We start from the raw sequence: 23,354 nt of genomic DNA, 5'->3' as shown, positions 1-23,354 counted from the left end.
GAACCGTCATGAACGAGGCTAACAGCAAGAACGAACAAGCAATGGCCACCGCCGCTCGCGAACTGTTCCTGCTCGGCCAGAAAACCGTCGAGGCGCGAGCAGCACTGGCGGCGCTGCAAAAGGAGCTGAGCGAGGCCAACACCCAGCTCGTCGATAGCCAACAGGTCGAGCAACTGATCGAGGCCAATCAGCAATTGGTCCTGGCGATTCTGTCATTGCAGTCGGATGCGGAAAAACCCCAACGCTCAGCCGAAGAACACCAGCGTTACCTGGAAATGCGCGAAACCAACGAACAACTGGTGCGTGCCGTCCTCAGTGCGCAGCACTTGCAAGCGTCGGCCGAGCACAGTCTGGCCCAGCAACGAAACATTCTCACCCTGGTGGCTCACGAACTGCGCAATCCGCTGACGCCCATCAGCATAATCGCTGGCCGACTGGTGCGGGTGCCGAGTGAAGAGCTTCCCCGAATGCAGGCGCTGATCGAAAGCCAGGTGCAACACATGTCGCGGCTGGTGGACGATTTGCTCGACGTCTCCCGCGTCAGCACCGGCAAGTTGCGCCTGGATCGTCGTATCGTCGACATGGTGCAAATCATTCAGGAGGCCATCACCGTGTGCAGCCCGGTAATGGCCGGCCAGCATCTGCACTTCACGGCTGAACTGCCCGACAGTGCGCTCGCAGTGAGCGGCGATCCGGTACGCCTCACGCAGATCCTCGGCAACCTGCTGGGCAATGCCGCCAAGTACACACCGGCGGGTGGCACCGTCACACTGTCGGTGACCACCGAAGACAATCTGCTGCAGATCAGCATTGGCGATAACGGCATCGGCATTTCTGCCAAGGCGCTGCCCTTTATCTTCGAGCCCTTCGTGCAGGATGTTCACGCCGTCGGCTTCAACCGCGCAGGCCTGGGCATTGGCCTGACAGTGGTTCGCGAGCTGGTCGAGGCCCATGGCGGCACGGTCATCGGCATGAGCGACGGCGACGGCAAGGGCAGTACTTTTATTGTGACGTTGCCCTTGGCGGTTTGAACTTTCCCGCAGGCCAAGCGATTCTTGCGCTCCGAAACCGCACCCGGAGCCCCCCCATGACGTTGCTGACCCTGCCCTGCGAACGCCTGACGCTGGCAGGACCATGTGCTGACGGCACTGGTCAATGATCGCTATGAAGCACCTGAGCAGCGCTGGTCCCGGCGTCTTGCGTGACAAGCCCTACGTGCCCCGCCGCTTTCGCGAGCAGGCTCGCTCCCACATTTGATCGGCGACAACAAAAAACCTACCTCAATTGACAGGCTGAGGCTGAGCCACTGACGCCGGTTCTTCATGCTGTTGCAAAACCGGCAACGCCAGCCGCGCTCGCCCATAAAACGCCAGCGCCGTCAGCAAACACGCCAGCCACACGAAGATCCCGGCCCAAAAGGTATGGGACATGTAGTGCCAGCCCTGCAGAACCCGCGTCGTGCCGTAGACGAAACCGAGCGCCAGCGAGCCGTACATCACCGCTTTGGCATGGCGCCAGCGGTAGCGGCGCGCGACGAAGTACAAGGCCAGCAGGGTAAAGCCACCCGAAGCGTGACCGCCCGGCCAGCAGCGCCCACTGCCTGCAACTTTCAGTAGATCGAAATTCTGGTACCACTCCTTGTGTTCAATTTTCCCACCGTACTGGGTCGTTTCGATCGGGCAATACACACTGGTATGGCCCTTGAGGTAGTGGATGACGCCCGTGCTGATGGAAAACGCGAACACCACATACAGAAAATCACGACGGTGCCGGCTGGCAAACCGCAGCACCGGCGCGATCTTGACCTTTTCCAGAAACGTGATGATTTTCGAATGCTTTTCCGCCTTCAGACGCGGCCAGAGAAACGATAGCAAGGCGCCGACGATGGCTATCTCGCCGGTCCAGTTCGGGATGATCCGCGCCCACTTATGGGTGATCTTTTCGAACAAATGCACATGGTCCAACGGGAATGTCTGCGAGACCGGATCATAAAAAAGATCGTTGAAGGCGATGTCGATTCTGGTCAGGTCGAACATCAGGAAAACCACGACCGCACAGGCCAGCGGTATGCCGAAGTTGAACCCGTAAAAACGCAAGCGGGAGGAAGTCGGCATTGAGCGCCCTGATCGAGAAAGTGCAGTCATTCGCCGGTCACCGAGCGCCAGGCCGAGGCTTCGATGAAGCCGAGCATGCGCGGTGCCTGTAACGATTCGGCGGAAATAAACAAGGAAGCGCCATAACCCAGGGTCGAGCTTGGCAACTTGAGGTCTTTCATGAGTTGCGACATGCATTCGCTGTGGGTGACCAGAATCAGATTGCGGCCGGCCACTTTGTGCGTCAGGGCGTCACGCAACATGGTGCCCTTGCAGTTGATCAACCAGTCTTCATCGAAACTGATCTTGTTGAACATATAGCCGGCGGTCTGCGCAGTCCGCATGACCGGGCTGTTGTAGATGTCGGCCTTGTTCAAGCCCAGTTGTTCGAACTGCGCACCAACGGCCACTGCCACGCTACGGGAACGCTCGGTGATGCCGTCATTGCCGCTCAGGCAGGCTGCCGAGGAGTGATCGCAACGCTCGACGTGGCGCACCAGCACGATCATGTCACCTTTGGCCCAGCCGGCCTTCAACGCGCGGGCGCCGACCACATTGCCGTCGGCCAGGTCCGGCAGGGCGGCGGGTCGCAGCAGAAATACTGTCAACGGGACCACCAACAGCGCCGAGGACAGCACCACAAGCGCGTTGCGATAGCGGGCCAAACGGCTCAGATCGAGGGAGCGTTTAATTCCCAACAGGCTCAGTCTCAATTCCACATCAAGCCGCCCCGTCGGCATGCATCACTGTCATTCGATGCCGCGAGGGTAGAAAGGCGCGCGTTGGCTGGAAGTGAAAAGGTTGTGAAAAAAAGCTTAAGAACAACAACAAAAGATGATCTTCAGTTACTTCGCATGCTGCCGATACACACCTGCTACCCACCTTGCTGGCTCCCAAAAACAACAATCTTCCAGCCACCGACGATCAAGAAACACAACGTTCCTGGAGGAATTTGATGAATAGCTGGTTCGGCAACATCAGCGTGAACCTGAAACTGGGCCTGGGGTTCGGCCTGGTCCTGGCATTGACCTGCGTCCTCGCCCTGACCGGCTGGACGAGCCTGGGCGGTTTGATTGACCGCAGCAACTGGATGAGCGATATCACTCAGCTCAATGCCGGCCTGACCAAATTGCGCGTGGTTCGCCTGCAATACATGCTGACCAATGGCGACGAAACCGCGGCGCAAAACGTACTGACCACCCTGGACGCGTTCTCCGCCCAGCAACAGGCGCTGCTGGCGAAGTTCAAGAGTCTGGAAAACCTCAAGCTGCTCAGGGAACAGGGTGCCGTCATTGAGGCTTACAAGACGTCCCTGAACAAAATGCGCGGCGCCTACCGTACCGGCAACAGCGCCCGCGACGTCATGGGCAGCAACGCTGAAATCGCCAGCAAGCTGATCGATGCCATCAAGACTGGCGTGCTGCAGCTGCCCTTGGGTGATCAACGCTTCGAACAATTCCAGGCCATCACTGCCGCCAAGGAAGCGTTTATGTTGGCCCGCTACGAAGTGCGTGGCTACACCGCCACCACCAATGCCGAGACCGAGCAAAAAGCCGTCGGCCAACTGGACACGGCAATAGCCGGCCTGAAGTCCATGAGCGTGCACTTTACCGAGACTCAGCCAGACGCCCTGCGCCAGCTGGAAACCGCGCTGAGCAACTACCGCAGTGCCTTGCAGGCTTATAAAAACGCCAGCAACGACGCCGTCCAGGCGCGCAAGGAAATGACCGAACAGGGCGCCGCCATCGTGTCACTGAGCGATCAGCTGTATCAGATCCAGCTCGACCGCCGTGACGTCGAAAGCGCCCAGGCTCGTACGCTGCAACTGATCAGCACCCTGCTGGCATTGTTGGTGGGCATCATTGCTGCCGTTATCATTACCCGCCAGATCACCGGCCCGTTGCGCGACACCCTCGCCGTGGTCGAGCGCATTGCCGGCGGCGACCTGTCCCACGACGTCAAGGTGACTCGCCGCGATGAACTCGGCGTGTTGCAGCAAGGCATTGCGCGCATGGGCGTTACCCTGCGCGATTTGATCAGCGGCATTCGCGATGGCGTCACCCAGATTGCCAGCGCCGCCGAAGAGTTGTCGGCCGTGACCGAGCAAACCAGCGCCGGGGTCAACAGCCAGAAAATCGAAACCGATCAGGTGGCCACGGCCATGCACGAGATGACGGCCACGGTGCAGGAAGTCGCGCGCAATGCAGAGCAAGCGTCCCAGGCCGCGGCTGCCGCTGACGGCGAAGCGCGCGAAGGCGACAAGGTGGTCAATGAAGCCATCGCCCAGATCGAACGCCTGGCCAGCGAGGTGGCGCGTTCAACCGAAGCCATGAATGTGCTGCAGCAGGAAAGTGACAAGATCGGCAGCGTCATGGACGTGATCAAGGCGGTCGCCGATCAGACCAACCTGCTGGCGCTCAACGCCGCCATCGAAGCCGCCCGTGCCGGTGAAGCCGGTCGTGGGTTTGCCGTGGTGGCCGACGAAGTCCGAGGCCTGGCCCAACGCACGCAGAAATCCACCGAAGAAATCGAAGGCCTGGTCGCCGGTCTGCAGAACGGCACCCAACAGGTGTCGGCGGTGATGAACAACAGCCGCACCCTGACCGACAGCAGCGTGGCGCTGACCCGCAAGGCCGGCGTGTCACTGGAAAACATCACCCGCACGGTGTCCAACATCCAGTCGATGAACCAGCAGATCGCTGCCGCCGCCGAGCAGCAAAGTGCCGTGGCCGAAGAGATCAGCCGCAGCATCGTCAACGTACGCGACGTGTCCGAACAGACGGCCGCCGCCAGCGATGAAACGGCTGCGTCCAGTGTTGAGCTGGCGCGGTTGGGTAATCAGTTGCAGATGATGGTGAGTCACTTCCGGGTTTGAACACACCTGATTGTTCCCACGATCTGGTGGGAGCGATCATCTTAGTGTCAGGTATCCCACGGATTGATCACCTCGATCCCGGGAAACTCGAAGTCCCGAACATTGCGGGTGGCGATCGGTGCGCCGTGAGTCCGGCAAATTGCAGCAATTTGCGCATCAGCCATGGACGCCGCTCGCCCCTGTGCTTCACAACCCGCTACCAGCGTTGCGTATTCAACGGCGGCGTGAACATCAAAAGGCAATATCCTTCCGGCGAAATCCTCTTCAAACATCTCCATCGCATGAGCTTCAAGTTTTTGCTTGCGCTTTCCGTACGGCAATCGGGCAATGCCATGAAGTATTTCTGCCACTGTCACTGCGCTGATCGCCAGATCCATCGCTGGCTGCCGATCAATCCAGGCCACTACTCGAGCCTCAGGCTCAGCCCGCATAAACTCGGAAAGAACATTGGTATCGAGCACTATCATTCAGAGAAATCCACCGCTGTCGCTTTCTCCGAACGTATGGGCAAATCGAGGTCCACGCCCCCGACGTCGCTGAATCTATTGCGGATTCGGCTGCCAAGCCCTCCAGCCTGGTCAACGGTAGCCAGCGCTCTCCCAAGAATCAGGCGGACCTCTTCTTCCATGGAGTGTCCATTGTGAGCGGCGGCGATGCGCAGCTGTTCTTTAATTGAGTCGTCCAGATTACGAATAGTGATACTGGCCATGACGCCACCTCATGCAATCAACGATATCATTGATTGCATGCTAACACATAAATGTTTAATGAAGCTTGTAATGGGGTCAGTCGCGATGAGCGACTGTTTCCACTCCACACCGCCGCACACACGATGACCGGATTGCCCGCGTGCGCGATTCGGCAGCATGTAGGATATTTCTTTTTGTTCGGTATGAACCTTCTTCTGATTTCGTACTCCTAGCCACGTTGCCGGAGACGGCAGGCTGAGCTGTCGCGTCAGGCGCGGACCTGATCCCACACAAGGCAGTCAGCTGAATTTCACAGGGATGCGAAATGATTTTTCTCTCTTGGCCACGGGATTACCTGGCCGATCACGACTCAATGCGCCCAATGTTCACAGCCTCGCCATCTGCCAATTGCATTGCGGTGATGGGGTTGTTGCTAGGACTGTGCGGCAGTTTTTCCGCCCTGGCCGCTGATCCGCCGGCGCCTGCCCAACAGTTGCTGTTGCAGCAAGAGCGTGAGCGAACGCTGCGTGAACAACTGGAACCCAAGCCCGACGTGCGTCTGGAATTGCCACCCGCGTCGTCCAAAGGCAGCGTACTAGAGAAAAACGAAGCACCCTGCTTTCCGATTCGACAGATTGTCCTTGATGGCGAACAGGCCCAGCGTTTTCAATGGGCGTTGCGCCATGCCGATCCAAAGAATGATCCCGCCACCGGTCAATGCCTGGGGGCTCAGGGCATCAACCTGACGATGAAGCGCATCCAGAACGCGATTATCGAGCGCGGATTTGTCACCACCCGGGTGCTGGCGCCGCCCCAGGACCTGAACAGCGGTGTGCTGCAACTGACCTTGATTCCGGGGCGCATCCGCTCGATCCGCTTTGCGCCAGGCACCTCGACCCGAGCCAACGCCTGGAATGCGGTGCCGGCCAAGCCGGGGGAGTTGCTGAACCTGCGTGATCTCGAACAGGCGCTGGAGAACTTCAAGCGTGTGCCGACCGCCGACGCCGACATTCAGATCACCCCCGCCCAGGGAGTGGATGCCAAGCCTGGCGACAGCGATCTGGTGATTGCCTGGAAGCAGGCTTTGCCTGTGCGCCTGAGCCTTTCGGTCGACGACTCCGGGACCGATGCCACCGGCAAATACCTGGGGTCGACCTCGGTATCCCTGGACAATGTGCTGAGTCTCAATGACTTGTTTTACGCCAGCTACAACCATGACATGGGTGGCGGCGACTCCGGCGATCGCGGTTCCAAAGGTCATACGTTGCACTACTCGGTACCTTACGGCTATTGGCTGTTCGGCATCACGTCCAGCGAATACGACTATCACCAGTCGATCGCGGGCGCCAACCAGACTTACACCTACACCGGCGAGAGCAAGAACAATGAAATCAGTGCCTCGCGCTTGCTCTACCGTGATGCCGTACGCAAAACCAGCGCCCGGTTAAGTGGCTGGACGCGTACCTCGCAAAACTTCATTGACGACACCGAAATCGAGATCCAGCGTCGTCGCATGGCGGGCTGGGCATTGGGGCTGACTCACCGCGAGTTCATTGGCGCTTCGACCCTCGACCTGGGCGCCAGCTATCGACGTGGCACTGGCGCGCGCAATGCCTTGACGGCCCCCGAGGAGGCTTTTGACGAGGGCACCTCACGGTCGCAGATCATCACCGCCGATGCGCAGTTCACCGTGCCGTTCAACCTCGGCGATCAACACCTGCGCTACACCACCAATTGGCGAGCGCAATGGAATCGAACCTCGCTGGTGCCTCAGGACCGCTTCTCCATTGGCGGGCGCTACACCGTGCGGGGTTTTGACGGTGAAAACATCCTGTCCGCCGACCGTGGCTGGCTGGTGCGCAACGATCTCGGCCTGGCGCTGGGCAGCACCGGGCAGGAAACCTACCTTGGCGTGGATTACGGCAAGGTCGGCGGCCCTTCAAGTCAGTACCTCATTGGCGATCATCTGGCCGGTTACGTGGTGGGCTTGCGCGGCGGATATCGGCAGGTGTCCTACGACGTATTCGTCGGCCAGCCGATCAGCAAACCCAGGGGCTTCGACACCGCCAGTACCACGGCAGGTTTCAGCCTGACCTGGTCCATGTGAGGCGTCGCCATGCAGCTCGATAATCTTGATCTGATCGCACCGGCCCTCAGCGAAGAACCCTGGAGCGAAACCCAGGCGCTGGGTGCTGCCGTTTGGCTGTGGATGCACTCGGCGGCGCATCGCGATGCGCCGCTGCACACCCTCAACACATTGTTGCTGCCGGCGATCCGCCATCGCCAGTTCATCATCGGTAATGAACAGGGTCGGCCGGTGTTTTATGCGTCCTGGTGCTGGTTCAACGAAGAGGCCGAACAGCGCTACCTGGATAACCCGGCAGTCACCCTGTCGGCTGAAGACTGGAACAGCGGAGACCGGTTGTGGTTTCAGGACTGGGTGACGCCTTTTGGCCATAGCGCCCGGCTTGCGCGGTTGCTGCAACGACACCTGTTTGCCGATTGCAGTGCCCGCGCCTTGTACCACCGCGGCGATGAACGCGGTCTGCGGATCAAACATTTTCAAGGGATTGCGAGCAGGCCCGACCCGGCACCTGCCGGGATTCACCAGAACACGCGTGTCACTCACTCGTAACGCGCGTCGCTCTCCAGGGCAATACAGGACACAGGGATCGTCATGAACAAAAACCTCTATCGCATCGTCTTCAACAAAGCCCGTGGCTTGCTGATGGTCGTGGCTGAAAACGTGCTGGGCAGCAAGAAGTCCTCCAATCGTACGGGCGCGCAATCTGCTATCTCCACCCCAGCGCTGCTGGTCACCCTGCGCCCCCTGCGGTTTTCGCTGATGGCGGCCCTTGGGTTGATCACCCTGGCGTCACCGCTCGCCTGGGGCGATATTGTCGCCGACCACGGGGCTCCGGCCGGCCAACAACCCGTGATCATCAACGCTGCCAATGGCGTACCCCAGGTCAATATCCAGACGCCAAGCGCCGCAGGAGTTTCGCGTAACACCTACAGCCAATTCGACGTCAATGCCCAAGGGGCGATCCTGAATAACTCGCGCACCAGCGTGCAGACTCAGTTGGGCGGCTGGATCGAAGGCAACAGCGCCCTGGGCAACGGCTCGGCGCGAGTGATCCTGAACGAAGTCAACAGCAGTAACCCGAGCCAATTGCGCGGTTACGTCGAAGTCGGCGGCGACCGTGCCCAGGTAGTCATCGCCAACCCGGCAGGCATCGCGTGCGACGGCTGTGGCTTCATCAACTCAAACCGGGCCACCCTGACCACCGGCACGGTGCAGATGCAGGAAGGACAGCTGCAGGGTTACCGGGTCGAAGGTGGCAAGGTGGTGATTTCCGGCAAGGGCCTGGACGCCTCGCAGACCGACTATACCGACGTCATCGCCCGTTCCGTGGAGGTCAATGCCGGCCTCTGGGCCAAGGATTTGCGCGTGACCACCGGTGCCAACCAGGTCGACGCCGACAATTCCCGGGCCACCGCGATTGCCGCCACCGGCGAGCAACCGGCAATCGCCATCGACGTGGCGCAATTGGGTGGCATGTACGCCGGCAAGATCAAGCTGGTGGGCACCGAAGCCGGGCTGGGTGTGCGCAATGCCGGACAGATCGGCTCCAGCGCCGGTGAGGTGGTCATCAGTGCCGACGGTCGTCTAGACAACAGCGGTCAGATCAGCAGCAGTCAAGGTCTGCAGGTAGACAGCCAAGTCGGTATCGACAACAGCGGCTCGCTCTACAGTCAGGGCAACACATCGTTGTCCAGTCGGGGTGATATTCGCAATCAAGGGGTCATCGCTGCGCAACAGGACCTGACACTGAGCGCAAGTCGCATCGACAACGCCAGCAAGTCGGTACTGGGTGCCGGTGTCGCCGGTGACGGTACTACACGTGGCAACGGCTCGCTGCAGGTCACCGCCACCCAGACCATCAACCATCAGGGATCGGCCATTGCCGCGGGCGACATCGCTTTTGACGGCGCGAGTCTGAACATGACGGGCAGTGAAACCAGCGCTCGCAACATCAACCTGACCGCTCGCAATGGCGACGCAGACTTGAGCGGCGCTGCCGTGGACGCGACAGCAATCCTCAAAACCGCAGTGGCCAAAACGCTGAAGACCGACAATGCCCGGGTAAATGCCGAGCGCATGCAACTGGCGGCTGGCAGCCTGTCGAACCACAAGGGCGAAATCGTTCAGGTTGGCAAGGGCGATACGCTGATTGAAGTCTCCGGTGATCTGGATAACGACAACGGACGCATCGCCAGTAATGGCGCCAATGTCCGTTTGTCTGCCGCGACCCTGTCCAACCGCAAAGGCAGGGTCGAGCACGCCGGCACCGGCAGTCTGAATATTCAGGGCCAGGCGCTGAGTGGCAACCACGGTTCCCTGCACAGCAACGGCCTGCTACAGCTTGATGTCGCCCACGCTGTACTGGATGGGGCCAGCACCATTGCGCGGCAGATCCGGATCGATGGCATTAGCCTGTCCAATCGTCAGGGGCAAATTCTGCAAAGCGGCAGGGAGACCTTGAGCATCAGCGCCAGCGGATTGCTCGACAACAGCGGCGGGACCGTGGCCAGTGATGGTGATGTGGTCCTGACCAGCGATCAACTGCTCAATCAGGCCGGGACGGTTCAGGCCACGGCCAATGGCAAGTTGAATGTCACCGCCAGGACGCGACTGGACAACAGCACCGGGACCCTCGCATCGGCCAAGGGGACTCAATTAAGTGCAGGACAGCTGGTCAATGCCAACGGCAAGATCACGTCCGGCGACAGCCTGCTGCTGTCCGGCGGGCAATTGAACAATGACCAGGGCACCCTGGCGGCGAACGGCGCGATCACCGTTAGCGGATTTCAAGTGAGCAACCGCCAAGGGACCCTTGGCTCGGTCAAGGGACAGGTTGATATCACCGCGACCGAAGGCACCATCGATAACAGCGGCGGTGTCTTTCAGGCGCAACAGGCATTGAACCTGACGAGTCAGGGGCTGCTGAACGACGACGGCCTCATCAACGGTTCGGCTGTGCACCTGGACAGCACCGGGAAGCTGCTGTCCAACCAGCGCGGGGCGATCATCGGCACCGGCACGGTCAACGTGTCCAGCGGCGAGCTGAATAACCAGGCCGGCTTGATCCAGGCCGCCGCGGCATTGACGGTCGACACCCAGGGTCAGTCGCTGATCAACACGGACTCGGGCAAGACCAACGGTATTCTCGGACAAGCCGGGGTCAAGCTGAGCACTGGCGATCTGATCAACAGCGCCGGCTTCATCGGCGGCAAGGGCGATATCACTGTTGATGCCAGGCAATTCGACAACCGGACGGGCGGGATCCTGACCAGCGAGAAGTCACTGCACCTGTCCGGCACTGGCCTGTACAACGGTGGCGGCCAGGTTCAAACATTGGGCGATGCCAGGCTGGACCTGGGCAGCGGACGCATCGATAACATCGGCGGCTTGTTACGTGCCGGCGGCACGCTGTCCGTTGGCGCCGCAGTGCTGGATAACCAGCAAACCCAAGGCTTGAATCAGGGCGTCGAGGGCCAGTCGCTGGCGCTCGACGTGGCGCAAGTGCTCAATCGATCCGGCGCGATCCGTGCGGACCAGACGCTGACGATTACCAGCGGGAGTCAACTGGATAACAGTTCGGGGCTGATCTCGTCGAGCAAACGACTGTCGATCAGCGACGGGCTATCGGGGCAGAGCCTCAATCTGCTCAACACCGGAGGCACCCTGATTGCCGGGGAAAACCTGGGCATCACCAGCGCCAGCCTGAGCGGCGACGGCAACGTTTTGAGCCTGGGTGACATCGACCTGACGCTGGGTTCAAGCTTGATCAACACCGGCAAGCTGCAAGCCAACGGCAATCTCGATTTGAATCTGCAAGGTCGCCTCGACAATCAGGGCGCCTTGCAAGCCGGCAAGCTGTTACAGGTGTCGAGTGGCGTTGTCGAAAATCAGGTTAACGGCGAGATCAGCGCTGCACAGGTCACGCTCAATGTGGGCGATACCCTGACCAACCGTGGCCTGATCGACGCGCAGATCACCCGCATCAACGCCCGCGTGCTGAACAATCTGGGCAGCGGCAGGATATATGGTGATCAAGTATCCATTGCCACCCGGGACCTGACCAACAATGTGGAGAACGGCCAGGCAGCAGTCATTGCCGCACGCAACCGCCTGGACATCGGCGCCAGCTCGATCCTGAACCGTGAACACGCGATGCTCTTCAGTGCCGGCGACCTGGCAATCGGCGCAGCGCTGGACGCAAACGGCCAAGCCACCGGCCGGGCTGACCTGGTGCACAACGCCAGCGCGACGATCGAGGCCCTCGGCGATTTAAGCCTGGCCAGCGCCGTGTTGCTCAACACCAATGAACACTTCAGCACCCAGGTCGTGGAGATCAGCCGCCAGGCATTGCAAGAATTCCAGCGCACCGGCTACGCCTCCCGCTATCGTCCCGACCAGGTCTCGATCTACCGGGATGAGGTCAATCATCTGGTGAGCCCCGACGGCACGTCGGATAAATACAACCGTTATGACTACACGCGTATCACCACACAAACCCAGATCCTGACCTCGGACCCAGGAGAGATTCTGTCCGGTGGTTCGATGTTGCTCAACGCCGATACCGTGCTGAACGACAAGAGTCGGATCATCGCCGGCGGCACCCTGACCGGGAACATCGGGCATCTGGAAAACACCGAAGTCTCCGGTCAGCAAACGGTCACCGACAGCGGCACCGTCAGCAACTTTTATCGTATCCAGAGAAAGGGCCGTGACCGTCAAGGCACCGCCGTGGCGGCTTACAACCCCGCAGCCAGCGTCACCGATATTTTCCTGCACCCGAGCCAGTATCAACAGAACGCCGCCCACAGCGGCAGCGGGTTACAGGTTGGCGATCGGCTGACGTCCAGTGTCAACCAGCAAGCCGTAGGCGCCCATGGGGCCGAGGTCAACGTGGGCAATGGTCGCGCGCCGGGCCCGGTGCTGGAGGTCTCGGCGCTGCAAAGCACCAACGCGGCAGGTGTCGGTGAATCGATCCGCACCGGCGGTATCAACGCGCAGGTGCCAGACAATAGCCTGTTCCACGTCAACACCCAGGCCAATCCAGGCTACCTGGTAGAGAGCGACCCGCGGTTTACCAGCTATCGAAGCTGGCTGTCGTCCAACTACATGCTCGAACGCCTCCAGCTCGATCCGGCGTTGACCCTGACGCGTCTGGGCGATGGTTTCTACGAACAGAAACTGATCCGCGAACAGATCGCCCAACTCACCGGCAGGCGCTTCCTCGACGGCTACGCCAACGACGAGACTCAATACCGTTCGTTGCTCGACAGCGCACTGACCTACGCCGGCAAATGGAGCCTGGTGCCCGGTGTCGAATTGACCTCCGATCAAATGGCACAACTGACCAGCGACATTGTCTGGCTGGTGAAAAAGGACATCACCCTGGCCGATGGCAGCGTGACCCAGGCGCTGGTCCCGCAGGTTTATGTGCGGGTACGTAACGGCGACCTGGACGGCTCCGGTGCGTTGATGGCGGGCAATGTCGTGGACCTCAAATTGCAAGGTGACCTGATCAACAGCGGCACGATCGCCGGGCGCAGCGTGCTGGCGATTTCAGCCGAAAACATCCACAACCTTGGCGGGCGCCTTTCCGGGGCAGACGTGGGTATAAAAGCCCGCACCGACCTGAACAACCTCGGCGGCCTGATCGATGCCAACAGCCGTCTGAATGCGGTGGCAGGTCGCGATATCAATCTGATCTCCAGTACCCGCGACACCCAAAGCGCCCAAGGCACCGCGACCCAGGTGGCGAGGGTTGCCGGGCTATTTGTCTCCAGCCCTCAGGGCGAACTGGTGGCAACAGCCGGTCGTGACATCAACCTTCAAGCAGCGCAGATCGTCAGCGCCGGCAAGGACGGCAGGACAACCCTGGGTGCCGGCAACGACATCAACCTGGGCACGATCACCGAAAAACGCGAGCAGACTGTGCGCTGGGATTCGAGCAATTCGCGCAAGGAGGCCAGTCGCGTCGATGCGGGCAGCACGATTCAAGGCGAAGGCGAAGTCCGACTGATCGCTGGCCAGGACGTGAACGCGCGCGGCGCCACCATCACCAGCGCGCAAGGTGGTGTGCTGGTGTCCGCCGACCGCGACATCAACTTGAGCACCGGTCAGAGCTACAACTTTGTCGACGAGGCGCATAAGGTCAAAGGCAGTAACAGCCTGTTCTCCAGCAAGACCACCAGCACCCGCGACACGCTTCACGAAACCCGTGCCCTGGCCAGCACCCTGAGCGGGGAAACGGCCTGGCTCAAGGCCGGTAACGACCTGACGGTCCAGGGCAGTAACGTGGTCTCGACCAGCGGCACGACGCTGGCGGCCGGGAACGATGTCAACGTCCTGTCGGCCACCGATCACGTCAGCGAGCAGCACTCCAGGGACGTCAAGCAGAGCGGACTGTTCAGCGGTGGCGGCGTCGCCGTGACCATGGGCATTCAACAAAAGAATGATAAAAACACCAACGACCTCGACAGTGCATCCGCCAGCACCATCGGTTCCACCAACGGTAATGTCAGCATTCAAGCCGGTAATGCCTATCGCCAGGTCGGCAGCAAAGTCTCGGCACCTGAAGGCAATGTCGATATTGCGGCGAAGCACGTCGACATCCTCGAGGCTCAGAACCAGCAGCATTCGACCCAGGAAAGCAAGTTCAAGCAAGGCGGGCTGACGGTGACGATCACTAACCCGGTGGTCACTGCCGTGCAGAACGCTCAGCAGATGAAAAAAGCGTCCGAGCGCACTGACGATGGGCGGATGAAAACCCTCGCCGCCGCCAACGTTCTGCTTGAGGCCGGCAATGCAACAACCATGGTGCAGCAGAACCCGGCACAAGCGGGCGGCATCAACGTCAGTATTTCCATCGGCGGCAGCAAGAACGAAAGCAAAAGCGAGCAGACCGGCACCATCGCGGCAGGCTCATCGGTGCTGGCGGGGGGCGATGTCAACATCACCGCGAGCGGTGCGGGCAAAGACAGTGACCTGACTGTGCAAGGCAGCCAGATCACCGCCGGGCATGATGCCAACCTCAAGGCCGACGGCGATATTTCGTTACTCGCGGCGCGCAATACAGTCGAACAGCACAGCACCAACGAGGGCAGCAACGCCAGTATCGGCATCGGCTTTGCCGTCGGTGGGTCGCAGAACGGCTTCAGCCTCAACGCCGGCGCGTCGATGAGCCGCGGCAACGCGGATGGCAGTGACCTGGTGTGGAGCAATACCCATGTCGATGCCGGTAACAAGGTGTTGATCCAGTCTGGTGGCGATACCCGGCTCAAGGGCGCAGTGGTCTCCGGCAACCAGGTCACCGCCGACATCGGCGGCAATCTCAGTATCGAGAGCCTTCAGGACACCAGCACTTTCGACTCCAAACAAAGCAACACCGGCGTCGGCGTCAGCTTGTGCATTCCGCCGTTTTGCTATGGCGCGTCCAGCGCCAGCGTGAGCGTTGGTGGCAGCAAACAGGAGTCGAATTTCGCCAGTGTCATCGAGCAAAGCGGCATTCGTGCGGGCGACGGTGGTTTCGACATTCGAGTCAAGGGCAATACCGACCTGGTGGGGGGCTTGATTGCCAGCAACGACAAAGCGATTGCCGATGGAAAAAACAGCCTCGGCACCGGCTCACTGACCACCTCGGACCTGCACAACAGCTCCAGCGCGAGTGCTGACAGCAGCGGCGTTTCCCTGGGCACCGACATGTTCACGCAGGGCAAGTACGGCGCTGGCAAGGCCTTGGTGGGCAACGCGTTGAACTCCGGGCATGCCGACGGTTCCTCTGACGGCGACACCCGCAGCGCAGTGAGTCTGGGCAATATCCTGATCACCGATGCCTACCGCCAGCAGCAACTGACCGGGCAGGATGCCAGTCAAACGGTCGCCACCCTCAACCGCGACACCGCCGGCGCCCACACCAGCGCCGAACTCCAGGACGTGGGGAAAATGGCCCGAACGGCTGAAGCCGAACAGGCCATCAAGAACGAAACCTTCCATCAGGCGGTGATGTTTACCGACGAGGCCTATCGCACGATGTTCCTGCAAGAGGCGCGCATGTTTGTCTTGCTGACCGATGCGAATGGCAAGGTGCTTGAAGATGAAAACAAAATCCCTCTGCGCCGGGAATTGACCAACGAAGAAAAGCTCAACCTCAAGCCTGGCACCGATGGCAAAGTCCATGTGGCCGACAACGGCATCTTCAACGACGAGAATGGTGCGGCCAAATACGCCAACCAGCATCGCAGCGCCGACACCGAAGGTCCGCAATACTTCATCTGGTTTCCGGAGGCGGGCAATTTTGCATCCGAGCTGATGGTGGCCGGTTACCAGAAGTACCTGGACACCGACTTCTGGGGCCTGACCAATTCGACCCAGGCAACGCGCGAGGTCATGCTCGCCTATGGCGATAAAGGTTTGCACTTCGATGGCCATAGTCGAGGCACCATGACCGTGGGTAATGCCATGGAATCGATGATGAACACGCCGGACGCCACAGGCAGCCTGAGCAACACCAGCGTCAATTTCTTCGGTGCGGCCTATAGCGTCTACAAGGCCGATGAACTGCTGGGCAAATTGCAGAACCGGGACGCCGTCAGCGATCCGGCAACACGCGACAAGATGGTCCTGCAATACCAGATCCATCAGAACGACCCGGTCGGCGTGTCGATATTCGTCGGCAACAACCCAGGCACTGGTGGGGTGATCCCGCCGGAGAGCAGCAAACTGAAGGAATTTATCAATGTCTTCAGTGGCGACACCACCGTCCATAGCTGCTATGGCGATGGTGCTGCAGAATCCTGTACTCGCTACTGGACCAACTCACCGGGTTCTCGACCGACGTTTGTTCCGGTCACTCCAAAAAAATAAGGAATGCTCGATATGCGCTGGAAAAATATTGCATTCGCGGTGTGCCTGCTCCCGGTCATCAGCGCCTGCCACGCCAGACCCTTTCAGCCACCGCCCGCGGAGTCGAGCCAGTGGCTGAAAGCCGGTGCCAGCGAGAACGACGCGTTTCAGTCGATGCTGGCGTGCGGTTACATCAATGGCTCTGGCTCTGACGCCAAGGCCACGACAGAACAAAGGGCCGAGCGTTTCCAGTGCATGAAACGCGCAGGTTACAGCCGTCGCGACAATCTGGATCTGTGTACCCAGCCTAGTTTTCGCACACTGAAGGCGTGCGCGCCTGCCCACTGAAGTGACAAAACTCCCGCTGTGCCTGATGCCAGCGGTGATCAATCTAACAAGGAAAACAATGCCATGAAATTTGCTATCGGTGCAGGTTTGCTGCTGACGTTAAGCGGCTGTGTGACGATGTCGGGTGAGTATCAGGTCAGTGGCCAGGATGCTTCGGGAGCGCCATTGAAGATGGGCACAATAACCACTCAGGGTCGCGGCATCTACACCGTGCGCAATGCCCTGTGCCAGGCGTCACCCGGTGCGACCGTGATCATTCGTGACAACGCGACAGGCAAGGAACTGAGCGGCGAGAGCCCTTATCAGTGCCGCTGAAGCGATTGGCTTTTCGTCTGGAGCAAGGGATCTTTCCATGAGAACACTACTGGTTGCGGCCATTGCGTTGACGTTGAGCGGCTGCGGTAACCTGGCCAACGTGCGCTCCTATTCCACGCCTTACGCGGAGCCGACGTCCGGTGACACCGCGCGCATGCGAGTGATCACCAACGGCATGGCGCGCGGAGTGCCGGCGCGGGGCTGCATCGACTGGAACAGTCCCGGTGCCGGGATCATGGCAGTGGCGCAGTCGGGGTTCGCCAGTCGCAACGGACAAAACCTGGGCATGCCGGTCAGCCTGACCCGGGTGCAAGCCGCGGATCTGGTGCGCACGGAACTCAAGGTACCGGCCAATCAGCGGTTCACGGTGAACTTCCAGAGCCAGGGAAGCGTGTCCAACGGCTATTCCTACAGCTGCCAGCAAAGCTTGCGTTTCACCCCGCAGGCCGGCCAGGACTATGAGTTGATCATGCTCGAAAGCGGCCAATGCCTGATGTCGCTGCAACGTCTGGACACCACCGGCACCCCATCGCCAGTGGCGCTGGAACCGGCCCGATTGTGCAACGCATCAGACGCCCTGTAGCCGTCCGAATCAAGCGAGCTCGCCCCCTGCCCGCTTGAGCATTTGTTTACAGCGCTCCGACAAGTGAAACACGTGCAACTGTTTGCCCGCCTTGGCGTATCGCTCACGCAGGGTTTTCAGCGCGGCGATCGCCGAGTAGTCGACGAACCTCAGGTGACGACAGTCCAGGGTCACGTGCGCAGGGTCGCTGGCAGGGTCGAACTGATTGAGGAAAGGTGCGGTCGAGGCGAAGAACAGCGTGCCATGCAGGTGATACAGCTTGCTGCCGTCGGCTTCGATATGAGCGTCGGCGTAGAGCTCGCGAGCCTGTTGCCAGGCGAAGTTCAGCGCGGCAATGATGATCCCGCACAGTACTGCGGTGGCCAGGTCGGTGAACACCGTAATCACCGTGACGGCGATGATCACCAACACGTCGTTCAGCGGCACTTTGTTCACCACTCGCAACGAAGCCCAGGCAAACGTCTGCTGCGACACTACGAACATCACCCCGACCAGTGCCGCCAGCGGGATGCGCTCGATCAGCGGCGACAAAAACAGGATGAACAACAGAATCAGGACTCCGGCCACTATCCCGGACAGCCGGCCACGACCACCGGAGCTGAGGTTGATCACTGTCTGGCCGATCATGGCGCAGCCGCCCATGCCGCCGAACACACCGGAGACCATGTTGGCCGCGCCCAGCGCCACGCATTCGCGATCCGGGTAGCCACGGCTTTCGGTGATCTCGTCGGTGAGGTTCAGGGTCAACAGGGTTTCCAGCAGGCCGACCAGCGCCATCAGAATCGCGTAAGGGGCGATGATGTGCAGGGTTTGCAGATTCCAGGGGATGTCCGGCAGCGCCAAGGTTGGCAAGCCACCGGCAATGTGCGCCATGTCGCCCAAGGTGCGGGTCGGCAGGCCGAGCAGATGGACCGCGAGGCCAACGCTGAGGATCGCCACCAATGCTGGCGGTACGGCGCGGGTCAGGCGCGGCAGCAGATAGACGATGGCCATGGTCACCGCTACCAGCCCCGCCATCAGGTACAGCGGCTGCCCGCTCAGCCAGGTATCACCACGCTTGAAGTGCTCCAATTGGGCCAGGGCGATGATGATCGCCAGGCCATTGACGAAGCCGAGCATCACCGGGTGCGGCACCATGCGCACCAGCTTGCCCAGCTTCAGCAGCCCGAACGCCAGCATGATCAGCCCACCCAGCAGCACCGTGGCCAGCAGATACTGTACGCCGTGCTGCACCACCAGCGCGACGATCACTACGGCCATCGATCCGGCGGCGCCGGACACCATGCCCGGTCGCCCGCCGAAGAGCGCGGTCAGGGTGCAAATGATGAACGCGCCGTACAGGCCCATCAATGGATTGAGGTGGGCCACCAGTGCAAAGGCGATGCATTCGGGCAGCAAGGCAAAAGAGGTGGTGAGCCCGGCCAGGACATCGGCGCGCAGACGTTTTGGTTTCATGGTTTACCCAAAAATTTTGGCCGCAGGGAATGGCCAGCAAAGAGGGTGCGGATGTTACGGAATTGGGGGCAGCGCGGCCAGTTGTCGGGCTGCTGAATACGCCTTCGCGAACAGGCTCGCTCCCACAGGGGATCTATGTCGGACGCAAAATCTGTGTCCTATGCAGATCAAACTGTGGGAGCGAGCCTGCTCGCGAAGGCAGCGACGCGGTCTAAAGCGAACTCACACCATCTCGTCCCGAATCCACTCAACCACCGAAGTGCGCTTCGGCGCCCAGCCCAGCAGTTCACGCGCATGCTTGCCGCGGACCCGGCTGTTGGAGCCCAGGCCATAGTTGGCCATTTCATAACCCCATTCGGCTTCGGCCTCTTTCAGCGGCCAGTCCTGTGGCTCCCCCAGATTCAGCGCTTGGGCAATCGCAGTGGTCATGTCGATGAACGACGCCTCACTGCTTTCGACGAAGTAGAAGGTACCCGGAATGTTTTTGGTCAGCGCCAGCAGGTACAGGGTCACCACGTCCTCGATGTGCACGTTGGACCAAATGTTCCGACCCGGGCCGACATGCCGGACTACACCCGTTTTGCGTGCCTGTTTGAGCAAGCGCGGCAACTGCACGCTGTCGCGATCGACACCCAGGCTGTGACCGTAGATCAGGGTGTTGCAGATTACTGCCGAGTTCACCCCGTCTTTGGCGGCGGCGAGGATCAGGTTATCGATGGCCACGCGGGCAGCCTTGTCGACCGTCGGCTCCGGCAGGTTGTCTTCGTAATAGACGACGTCGCTGGATTTGCCGCCCGACGCATCGCCGACGATGCTCGAACCGCTGGTATGCAAGAACACTTTGTTGGAACCGCGCAGCGCATCGAGCAAAGCTTGCACTGCGCCGCGATGGTCGCTGCTGGCGGCATTGATCACGGCATCGGCAGCCCGGGCCTGTTCGGCCAGGAGCGCGCTGTCATCCAGCGTGCCGATTATCGGGGCGATGCCCAGTGCGCTCAGTTCATTGGCTTGTTCGGCGCTGCGCACCAGGCCGGTAACCTTGTGACCAGCCCGAACCAGGCCGGTGGCGATGGAGCCGCCAATAAAGCCGGCGGCGCCGGTGATGAATACGTTCATGGAGAAACTCCCTGCGTCGGTAAGTGATGTCACCAGTATCGAGGAGCGACGCCTGGGGAAACAGGCGGTGCTGCCCAATTCACTCTTGCGCAGGGATCACGAATCAGCCCTTGAAGTCCGCTATCGCGTAATCCGCCAATTTGCCCTGGATGAAGTCCAGGAAACACTGGATGCGCAGGGCCAGTTGCGAGTTGCGGTAGTACACCGCGTTGATCGGCTGACGATAGCCGCTGTTGAACTCCGCCAGCAGCACCTGCAGGCGCCCGGCGCGGATGTCATCGATGGTCATGAAATGGGACAGGCTGGCGATGCCCTGGCCTGCCAGTGCCAGGTGCCGGATCGTCTCGCCGCTTGAGGCGCTGATCGACGCCTGGATCGGCCAGCGATCACCGTGCACATAGCGCAGCGGCCATTGATTCAGGCCTTCGTTCTGGGTAAAGCCCAGCATCGTGTGTCCGGACAAATCCGCCACTGCAACCGGCACGCCGTGTTTTTCCAGGTAGGCCGGGCTGGCGACGATGTGCAGCGGGCTGCATCCGAGGGAGCGGGCGTGCAAGGTCGAGTCGGCCAGCGTGCCGATGCGGATGGCGATGTCGGTGCTTTGCTCGAGCAAATCGATGATCAGGTCGTTGCTGTTGAGTTCCAGCTGAATGTCTGGATAGAGCCGGCGGAACTCGTCGATGTACGGCACGATGGCGTGCAGCATGAACGGCGAGGCGGCGTTGATCCGCAGCCGCCCGGACGGGGTTTGCTGGCGTGAGGTCAGGCGCTCTTCAAGTTCATCCATCTGATCGAGAATCAGCTTGGCGTGCTCGAAGAAGTACTTGCCCTCCTCGGTCAGATCCATGCGCCGCGTGGTGCGGTTGATCAGGGTGGTATCGAGCTTCGCCTCCAGACGCGACAAGGTCCGACTGACCGCCGAAGGCGTTTGCCCGACCTGCTCGGCCGCAGCGGAAATCGACCCGCACTCAATCACGCAGACGAAAATCTGCATTTCATCGGATCTGGCTTTCACGAATGCCCCTCATTCAAAACTGGCTTGATAGTAGCTGGATGCGGGGCAAAAGGAACCTCAAGCCGGCAGGCCAAACACCTCAGCCAAATGCTGCTCGTAACGCGCCACGTCGGCTTCGATATTGGGGCGCTTCATCACGTCAACGCTCAGGAAGGTCGGCAAGCCGGTCATGCCGAGGAATTCGTTGGCCTTGTGGAACGGGAAGTACACCGCGTCCACACCCTTGGCTTCGAAAAAGTCGGTCGGGTCATCGAACGCTTGCTGCGGCGCGTTCCAGGTCAGCGACAGCATGTACTGCTTACCCTGCAGCAGACCGCCGCTGCCGTACTTTTGCGAGGCATCGGACCGGGTGCGGCCGTCGCTGGCGTAGAGGCTGCCATGGCCTTCGGTGAAGACTTCGTCGATGTATTTTTTCACGGTCCAGGGCGCGCCCATCCACCAGCCGGGCATCTGGTAAATGATCACGTCGGCCCAGAGGAACTTGGCAACTTCTTCGGCGACGTCGTAGCCCGCGTCGATGAAGGTGGCCTTCACATCCACGCCGCCGCGATCCAGCACGCTCAGCGCAGCCTCATGCAGGGTGGCGTTGTAGCGGCCATCGGAGTGGGCAAATTTTTTGCCACCATTGAGCAACAGCACTTTTTTCATGGGGGGTCTCGCAAGGTTGGAATTCGATGGCGGCAGCGTATCGAACTGCTTCGCGGGGAATAAGCGCTGAATTCACAAAAATCATTTGACCTACACGCACGAATCGACAGGCGATTGTTGCCATAAACTACGGCCGATTCTTAACTTGAGGACATTGTTCTGATGAGTGAAATTCAAGGCTTCATCCTGCACGCCAAGACCCGCCCGGAAAAATCCGCCGCCTTCGAAGCGCTTTTCAGCGGCTATGTACAAGCGAGTCGCGCCGAGCCCGGCTGCATCGAATACCACATGCTGCGCGACAAACAGGACCCGACGCTGTTTATCTTTTACGAGATCTGGCAGTCCCAGGCCCACCTGGACGTGCACTCGAACCTGCCGCACATGAAACAGTTTCTCGACCAACGCATGGAGTATCTGGAACGGGATTTCGAGATCCGCGACATCGACATGCTCAGCCCGTCGTCCGCTATCCGCTGATCAGCAGGTGGCCGCCGAGTACGCCGAGGCCGATGAAGAACACGCGCTTGAACAGCACGGCGCTAATCCGCTGACGCAGCCATTGGCCCAGCAACATGCCGAGCACCGCCGGGATCAGCGCCAGCAACGATGCACTCAACTCGCCACCGCCGAGGGCCCCGCGCCATGCCAGGCCGGCGGCCAAGGCCAGGGTCGAGACGGTGAATGACAGGCCCAGGGCCTGCACCAGTTCATCCCTGCTCAAGCCCAGCGCTTGCAGATACGGTACCGCCGGAATCACGAAGACGCCGGTGGCCGAGGTGATAACGCCCGTGACCAGGCCGCAAAGCGGAGCGAGCCAGTGCTCGCTGCCAGCGCCGATACGCAAGGTCGGCAGCAACAGACCGCTCAACGCGTACAGCAACAATGCCGCCCCCAGTCCGCGCACGACCCAGTGACTATCCACCATGCCGATCCACACCGTACCGGCAGCGGTGCCGATGAAGATCGCCAGCAACATCGGCCACAGCCGTTTGACCAACTTCAGCAAATGCCCACCGAAGGCCAGCTGCCAGACGTTGGTAAGGGTTGCGGGGATGATCAATAATGCGGCAGCCTGTGACGGCGCCATAGCCAGACCCAGCAGGCCCATGGCGATGGTGGGCAGGCCGAGACCGATGACACCCTTGATCATGCCGGCCAGGAGGAAGGTGGCGATGACCATTAAAGAAAGGGCCAGTCCGAGGTTTTGGTAGAACGCGGCGAGTGTGTTCATGGGGTAATCCTGAGCCTGGATTGGGCGCTTGGGAATCTGTCATATACTGAGGGTGCCTCTTGATT

Annotated in this window: 18 protein-coding genes and 2 pseudogenes; 11 read left to right on the top strand and 9 right to left on the bottom strand. The window is 60.4% G+C overall.

Annotation, left to right across the window (positions count from 1 at the left end):
* The first annotated feature begins 8 nt into the window (after positions 1–8).
* Both J2W17_RS22115 and J2W17_RS22110 read left to right on the top strand, forming a co-directional pair.
* On the top strand, positions 9–1,031 hold the full coding sequence (locus J2W17_RS22115; protein WP_307339394.1) for a sensor histidine kinase: 1,023 nt from the start codon (positions 9–11) through the stop codon (positions 1,029–1,031).
* A 90-nt stretch (positions 1,032–1,121) separates the two neighbouring features.
* Positions 1,122–1,205 (top strand): annotated as a pseudogene (locus tag J2W17_RS22110) (30S ribosomal protein S5 alanine N-acetyltransferase); the annotation flags it as partial.
* 75 nt (positions 1,206–1,280) lie between these two features.
* On the opposite strand, the gene J2W17_RS22105 reads toward J2W17_RS22110, so the two are convergent.
* Together J2W17_RS22105 and J2W17_RS22100 are read right to left on the bottom strand one after the other, a co-directional pair.
* On the bottom strand, positions 1,281–2,114 hold the full coding sequence (locus tag J2W17_RS22105) for a phosphatase PAP2 family protein (protein ID WP_307339392.1): 834 nt from the start codon (positions 2,112–2,114) through the stop codon (positions 1,281–1,283).
* A gap of 26 nt (positions 2,115–2,140) precedes the next feature.
* Positions 2,141–2,812 carry a histidine phosphatase family protein gene (locus tag J2W17_RS22100; protein ID WP_307339389.1) on the bottom strand — a complete coding sequence of 224 codons (672 nt, stop codon included), beginning with the start codon at positions 2,810–2,812 and terminating at the stop codon, positions 2,141–2,143.
* A gap of 236 nt (positions 2,813–3,048) precedes the next feature.
* On the opposite strand from J2W17_RS22100, the pseudogene J2W17_RS31275 reads away from it, so the two are divergent.
* Positions 3,049–4,110 (top strand): annotated as a pseudogene (locus J2W17_RS31275) (methyl-accepting chemotaxis protein); the annotation flags it as partial.
* On the top strand, positions 4,105–4,968 hold the full coding sequence (locus J2W17_RS31270; RefSeq protein WP_444965463.1) for a methyl-accepting chemotaxis protein: 864 nt from the start codon (positions 4,105–4,107) through the stop codon (positions 4,966–4,968). The pseudogene J2W17_RS31275 and the gene J2W17_RS31270, both read left to right, overlap by 6 nt.
* Before the next feature lie 47 nt (positions 4,969–5,015).
* Here the strand turns inward: J2W17_RS31270 and J2W17_RS22090 are convergent, their stop codons facing one another.
* Positions 5,016–5,435 (bottom strand): type II toxin-antitoxin system VapC family toxin, encoded by a 420-nt coding sequence (locus J2W17_RS22090; RefSeq protein WP_307339383.1) that lies wholly within the window; start codon positions 5,433–5,435, stop codon positions 5,016–5,018.
* On the bottom strand, positions 5,432–5,677 hold the full coding sequence (locus tag J2W17_RS22085; protein ID WP_307339381.1) for a FitA-like ribbon-helix-helix domain-containing protein: 246 nt from the start codon (positions 5,675–5,677) through the stop codon (positions 5,432–5,434). Before J2W17_RS22085 ends, J2W17_RS22090 begins: the two co-directional genes overlap by 4 nt.
* Positions 5,678–5,982: 305 nt before the next feature.
* On the opposite strand from J2W17_RS22085, the gene J2W17_RS22080 reads away from it, so the two are divergent.
* From J2W17_RS22080 to J2W17_RS22055, 6 genes are all read left to right on the top strand, one after another.
* The gene (locus J2W17_RS22080) at positions 5,983–7,764 is read left to right on the top strand and encodes a ShlB/FhaC/HecB family hemolysin secretion/activation protein (RefSeq protein WP_307339378.1); all 1,782 of its coding nucleotides are present in this window, start codon (positions 5,983–5,985) and stop codon (positions 7,762–7,764) included.
* Between the two features lie 9 nt (positions 7,765–7,773).
* Positions 7,774–8,292 carry a toxin-activating lysine-acyltransferase gene (locus J2W17_RS22075; protein WP_307339374.1) on the top strand — a complete coding sequence of 173 codons (519 nt, stop codon included), beginning with the start codon at positions 7,774–7,776 and terminating at the stop codon, positions 8,290–8,292.
* Between the two features lie 42 nt (positions 8,293–8,334).
* Positions 8,335–16,599, top strand: a complete 8,265-nt coding sequence (locus J2W17_RS22070; protein ID WP_307339372.1) for a two-partner secretion domain-containing protein — start codon at positions 8,335–8,337, stop codon at positions 16,597–16,599.
* 12 nt (positions 16,600–16,611) lie between these two features.
* Complete coding sequence (locus tag J2W17_RS22065; protein WP_307339369.1) at positions 16,612–16,926, top strand: hypothetical protein; 315 nt, start codon at positions 16,612–16,614, stop codon at positions 16,924–16,926.
* A 63-nt stretch (positions 16,927–16,989) separates the two neighbouring features.
* A complete protein-coding gene (locus J2W17_RS22060; protein WP_307339366.1) occupies positions 16,990–17,241 on the top strand; it encodes a hypothetical protein in 252 nt (83 codons plus the stop codon).
* Between the two features lie 37 nt (positions 17,242–17,278).
* Positions 17,279–17,824, top strand: a complete 546-nt coding sequence (locus J2W17_RS22055) for a hypothetical protein (protein ID WP_307339361.1) — start codon at positions 17,279–17,281, stop codon at positions 17,822–17,824.
* Between the two features lie 9 nt (positions 17,825–17,833).
* Here J2W17_RS22055 and J2W17_RS22050 read toward each other — a convergent pair whose 3' ends face one another.
* The 4 genes from J2W17_RS22050 to J2W17_RS22035 form a co-directional block, all read right to left on the bottom strand.
* Positions 17,834–19,279: a SulP family inorganic anion transporter gene (locus tag J2W17_RS22050; RefSeq protein WP_307339358.1), complete on the bottom strand. Its 1,446-nt coding sequence runs from the start codon at positions 19,277–19,279 to the stop codon at positions 17,834–17,836.
* Between the two features lie 222 nt (positions 19,280–19,501).
* A complete protein-coding gene (locus tag J2W17_RS22045; protein WP_307339355.1) occupies positions 19,502–20,395 on the bottom strand; it encodes an NAD-dependent epimerase/dehydratase family protein in 894 nt (297 codons plus the stop codon).
* A 103-nt stretch (positions 20,396–20,498) separates the two neighbouring features.
* Positions 20,499–21,410: a LysR family transcriptional regulator gene (locus tag J2W17_RS22040; RefSeq protein WP_307339351.1), complete on the bottom strand. Its 912-nt coding sequence runs from the start codon at positions 21,408–21,410 to the stop codon at positions 20,499–20,501.
* Between the two features lie 57 nt (positions 21,411–21,467).
* Entirely contained in the window at positions 21,468–22,058 is a 591-nt protein-coding gene (locus J2W17_RS22035) for an NAD(P)H-dependent oxidoreductase (protein ID WP_307339349.1), read from the bottom strand.
* Positions 22,059–22,220: 162 nt separating this feature from the next.
* Between J2W17_RS22035 and J2W17_RS22030 the strand changes: the two genes are divergently transcribed.
* The gene (locus J2W17_RS22030; protein WP_307339346.1) at positions 22,221–22,535 is read left to right on the top strand and encodes a putative quinol monooxygenase; all 315 of its coding nucleotides are present in this window, start codon (positions 22,221–22,223) and stop codon (positions 22,533–22,535) included.
* Here the strand turns inward: J2W17_RS22030 and J2W17_RS22025 are convergent.
* Complete coding sequence (locus J2W17_RS22025; protein ID WP_307339343.1) at positions 22,525–23,289, bottom strand: sulfite exporter TauE/SafE family protein; 765 nt, start codon at positions 23,287–23,289, stop codon at positions 22,525–22,527. The two genes, J2W17_RS22030 and J2W17_RS22025, sit on opposite strands and share 11 nt — an antisense overlap.
* Positions 23,290–23,354 lie beyond the last annotated feature (65 nt).

The organism is Pseudomonas lini (assembly GCF_030812475.1).
GTDB lineage: Bacteria > Pseudomonadota > Gammaproteobacteria > Pseudomonadales > Pseudomonadaceae > Aquipseudomonas > Aquipseudomonas lini_A.
This window is presented reverse-complemented; position numbering and strand designations above follow the sequence as displayed.

What these genes read in the sequence shown, in the direction of transcription:
- J2W17_RS22045 (WP_307339355.1), bottom strand. Translation starts at nt 20,395, where the DNA reads ATGAACGTATTCATCACCGGCGCCGCCGGCTTTATTGGCGGCTCCATC.
- J2W17_RS22055 (WP_307339361.1), top strand. Translation starts at nt 17,279, where the DNA reads ATGAGAACACTACTGGTTGCGGCCATTGCGTTGACGTTGAGCGGCTGC.
- J2W17_RS22025 (WP_307339343.1), bottom strand. Translation starts at nt 23,289, where the DNA reads ATGAACACACTCGCCGCGTTCTACCAAAACCTCGGACTGGCCCTTTCT.
- J2W17_RS22035 (WP_307339349.1), bottom strand. Translation starts at nt 22,058, where the DNA reads ATGAAAAAAGTGCTGTTGCTCAATGGTGGCAAAAAATTTGCCCACTCC.
- J2W17_RS22030 (WP_307339346.1), top strand. Translation starts at nt 22,221, where the DNA reads ATGAGTGAAATTCAAGGCTTCATCCTGCACGCCAAGACCCGCCCGGAA.
- J2W17_RS22080 (WP_307339378.1), top strand. Translation starts at nt 5,983, where the DNA reads ATGATTTTTCTCTCTTGGCCACGGGATTACCTGGCCGATCACGACTCA.
- J2W17_RS22050 (WP_307339358.1), bottom strand. Translation starts at nt 19,279, where the DNA reads ATGAAACCAAAACGTCTGCGCGCCGATGTCCTGGCCGGGCTCACCACC.
- J2W17_RS22105 (WP_307339392.1), bottom strand. Translation starts at nt 2,114, where the DNA reads ATGCCGACTTCCTCCCGCTTGCGTTTTTACGGGTTCAACTTCGGCATA.
- J2W17_RS22065 (WP_307339369.1), top strand. Translation starts at nt 16,612, where the DNA reads ATGCGCTGGAAAAATATTGCATTCGCGGTGTGCCTGCTCCCGGTCATC.
- J2W17_RS22060 (WP_307339366.1), top strand. Translation starts at nt 16,990, where the DNA reads ATGAAATTTGCTATCGGTGCAGGTTTGCTGCTGACGTTAAGCGGCTGT.
- J2W17_RS22075 (WP_307339374.1), top strand. Translation starts at nt 7,774, where the DNA reads ATGCAGCTCGATAATCTTGATCTGATCGCACCGGCCCTCAGCGAAGAA.
- J2W17_RS31270 (WP_444965463.1), top strand. Translation starts at nt 4,105, where the DNA reads ATGGGCGTTACCCTGCGCGATTTGATCAGCGGCATTCGCGATGGCGTC.
- J2W17_RS22115 (WP_307339394.1), top strand. Translation starts at nt 9, where the DNA reads ATGAACGAGGCTAACAGCAAGAACGAACAAGCAATGGCCACCGCCGCT.
- J2W17_RS22085 (WP_307339381.1), bottom strand. Translation starts at nt 5,677, where the DNA reads ATGGCCAGTATCACTATTCGTAATCTGGACGACTCAATTAAAGAACAG.
- J2W17_RS22070 (WP_307339372.1), top strand. Translation starts at nt 8,335, where the DNA reads ATGAACAAAAACCTCTATCGCATCGTCTTCAACAAAGCCCGTGGCTTG.
- J2W17_RS22090 (WP_307339383.1), bottom strand. Translation starts at nt 5,435, where the DNA reads ATGATAGTGCTCGATACCAATGTTCTTTCCGAGTTTATGCGGGCTGAG.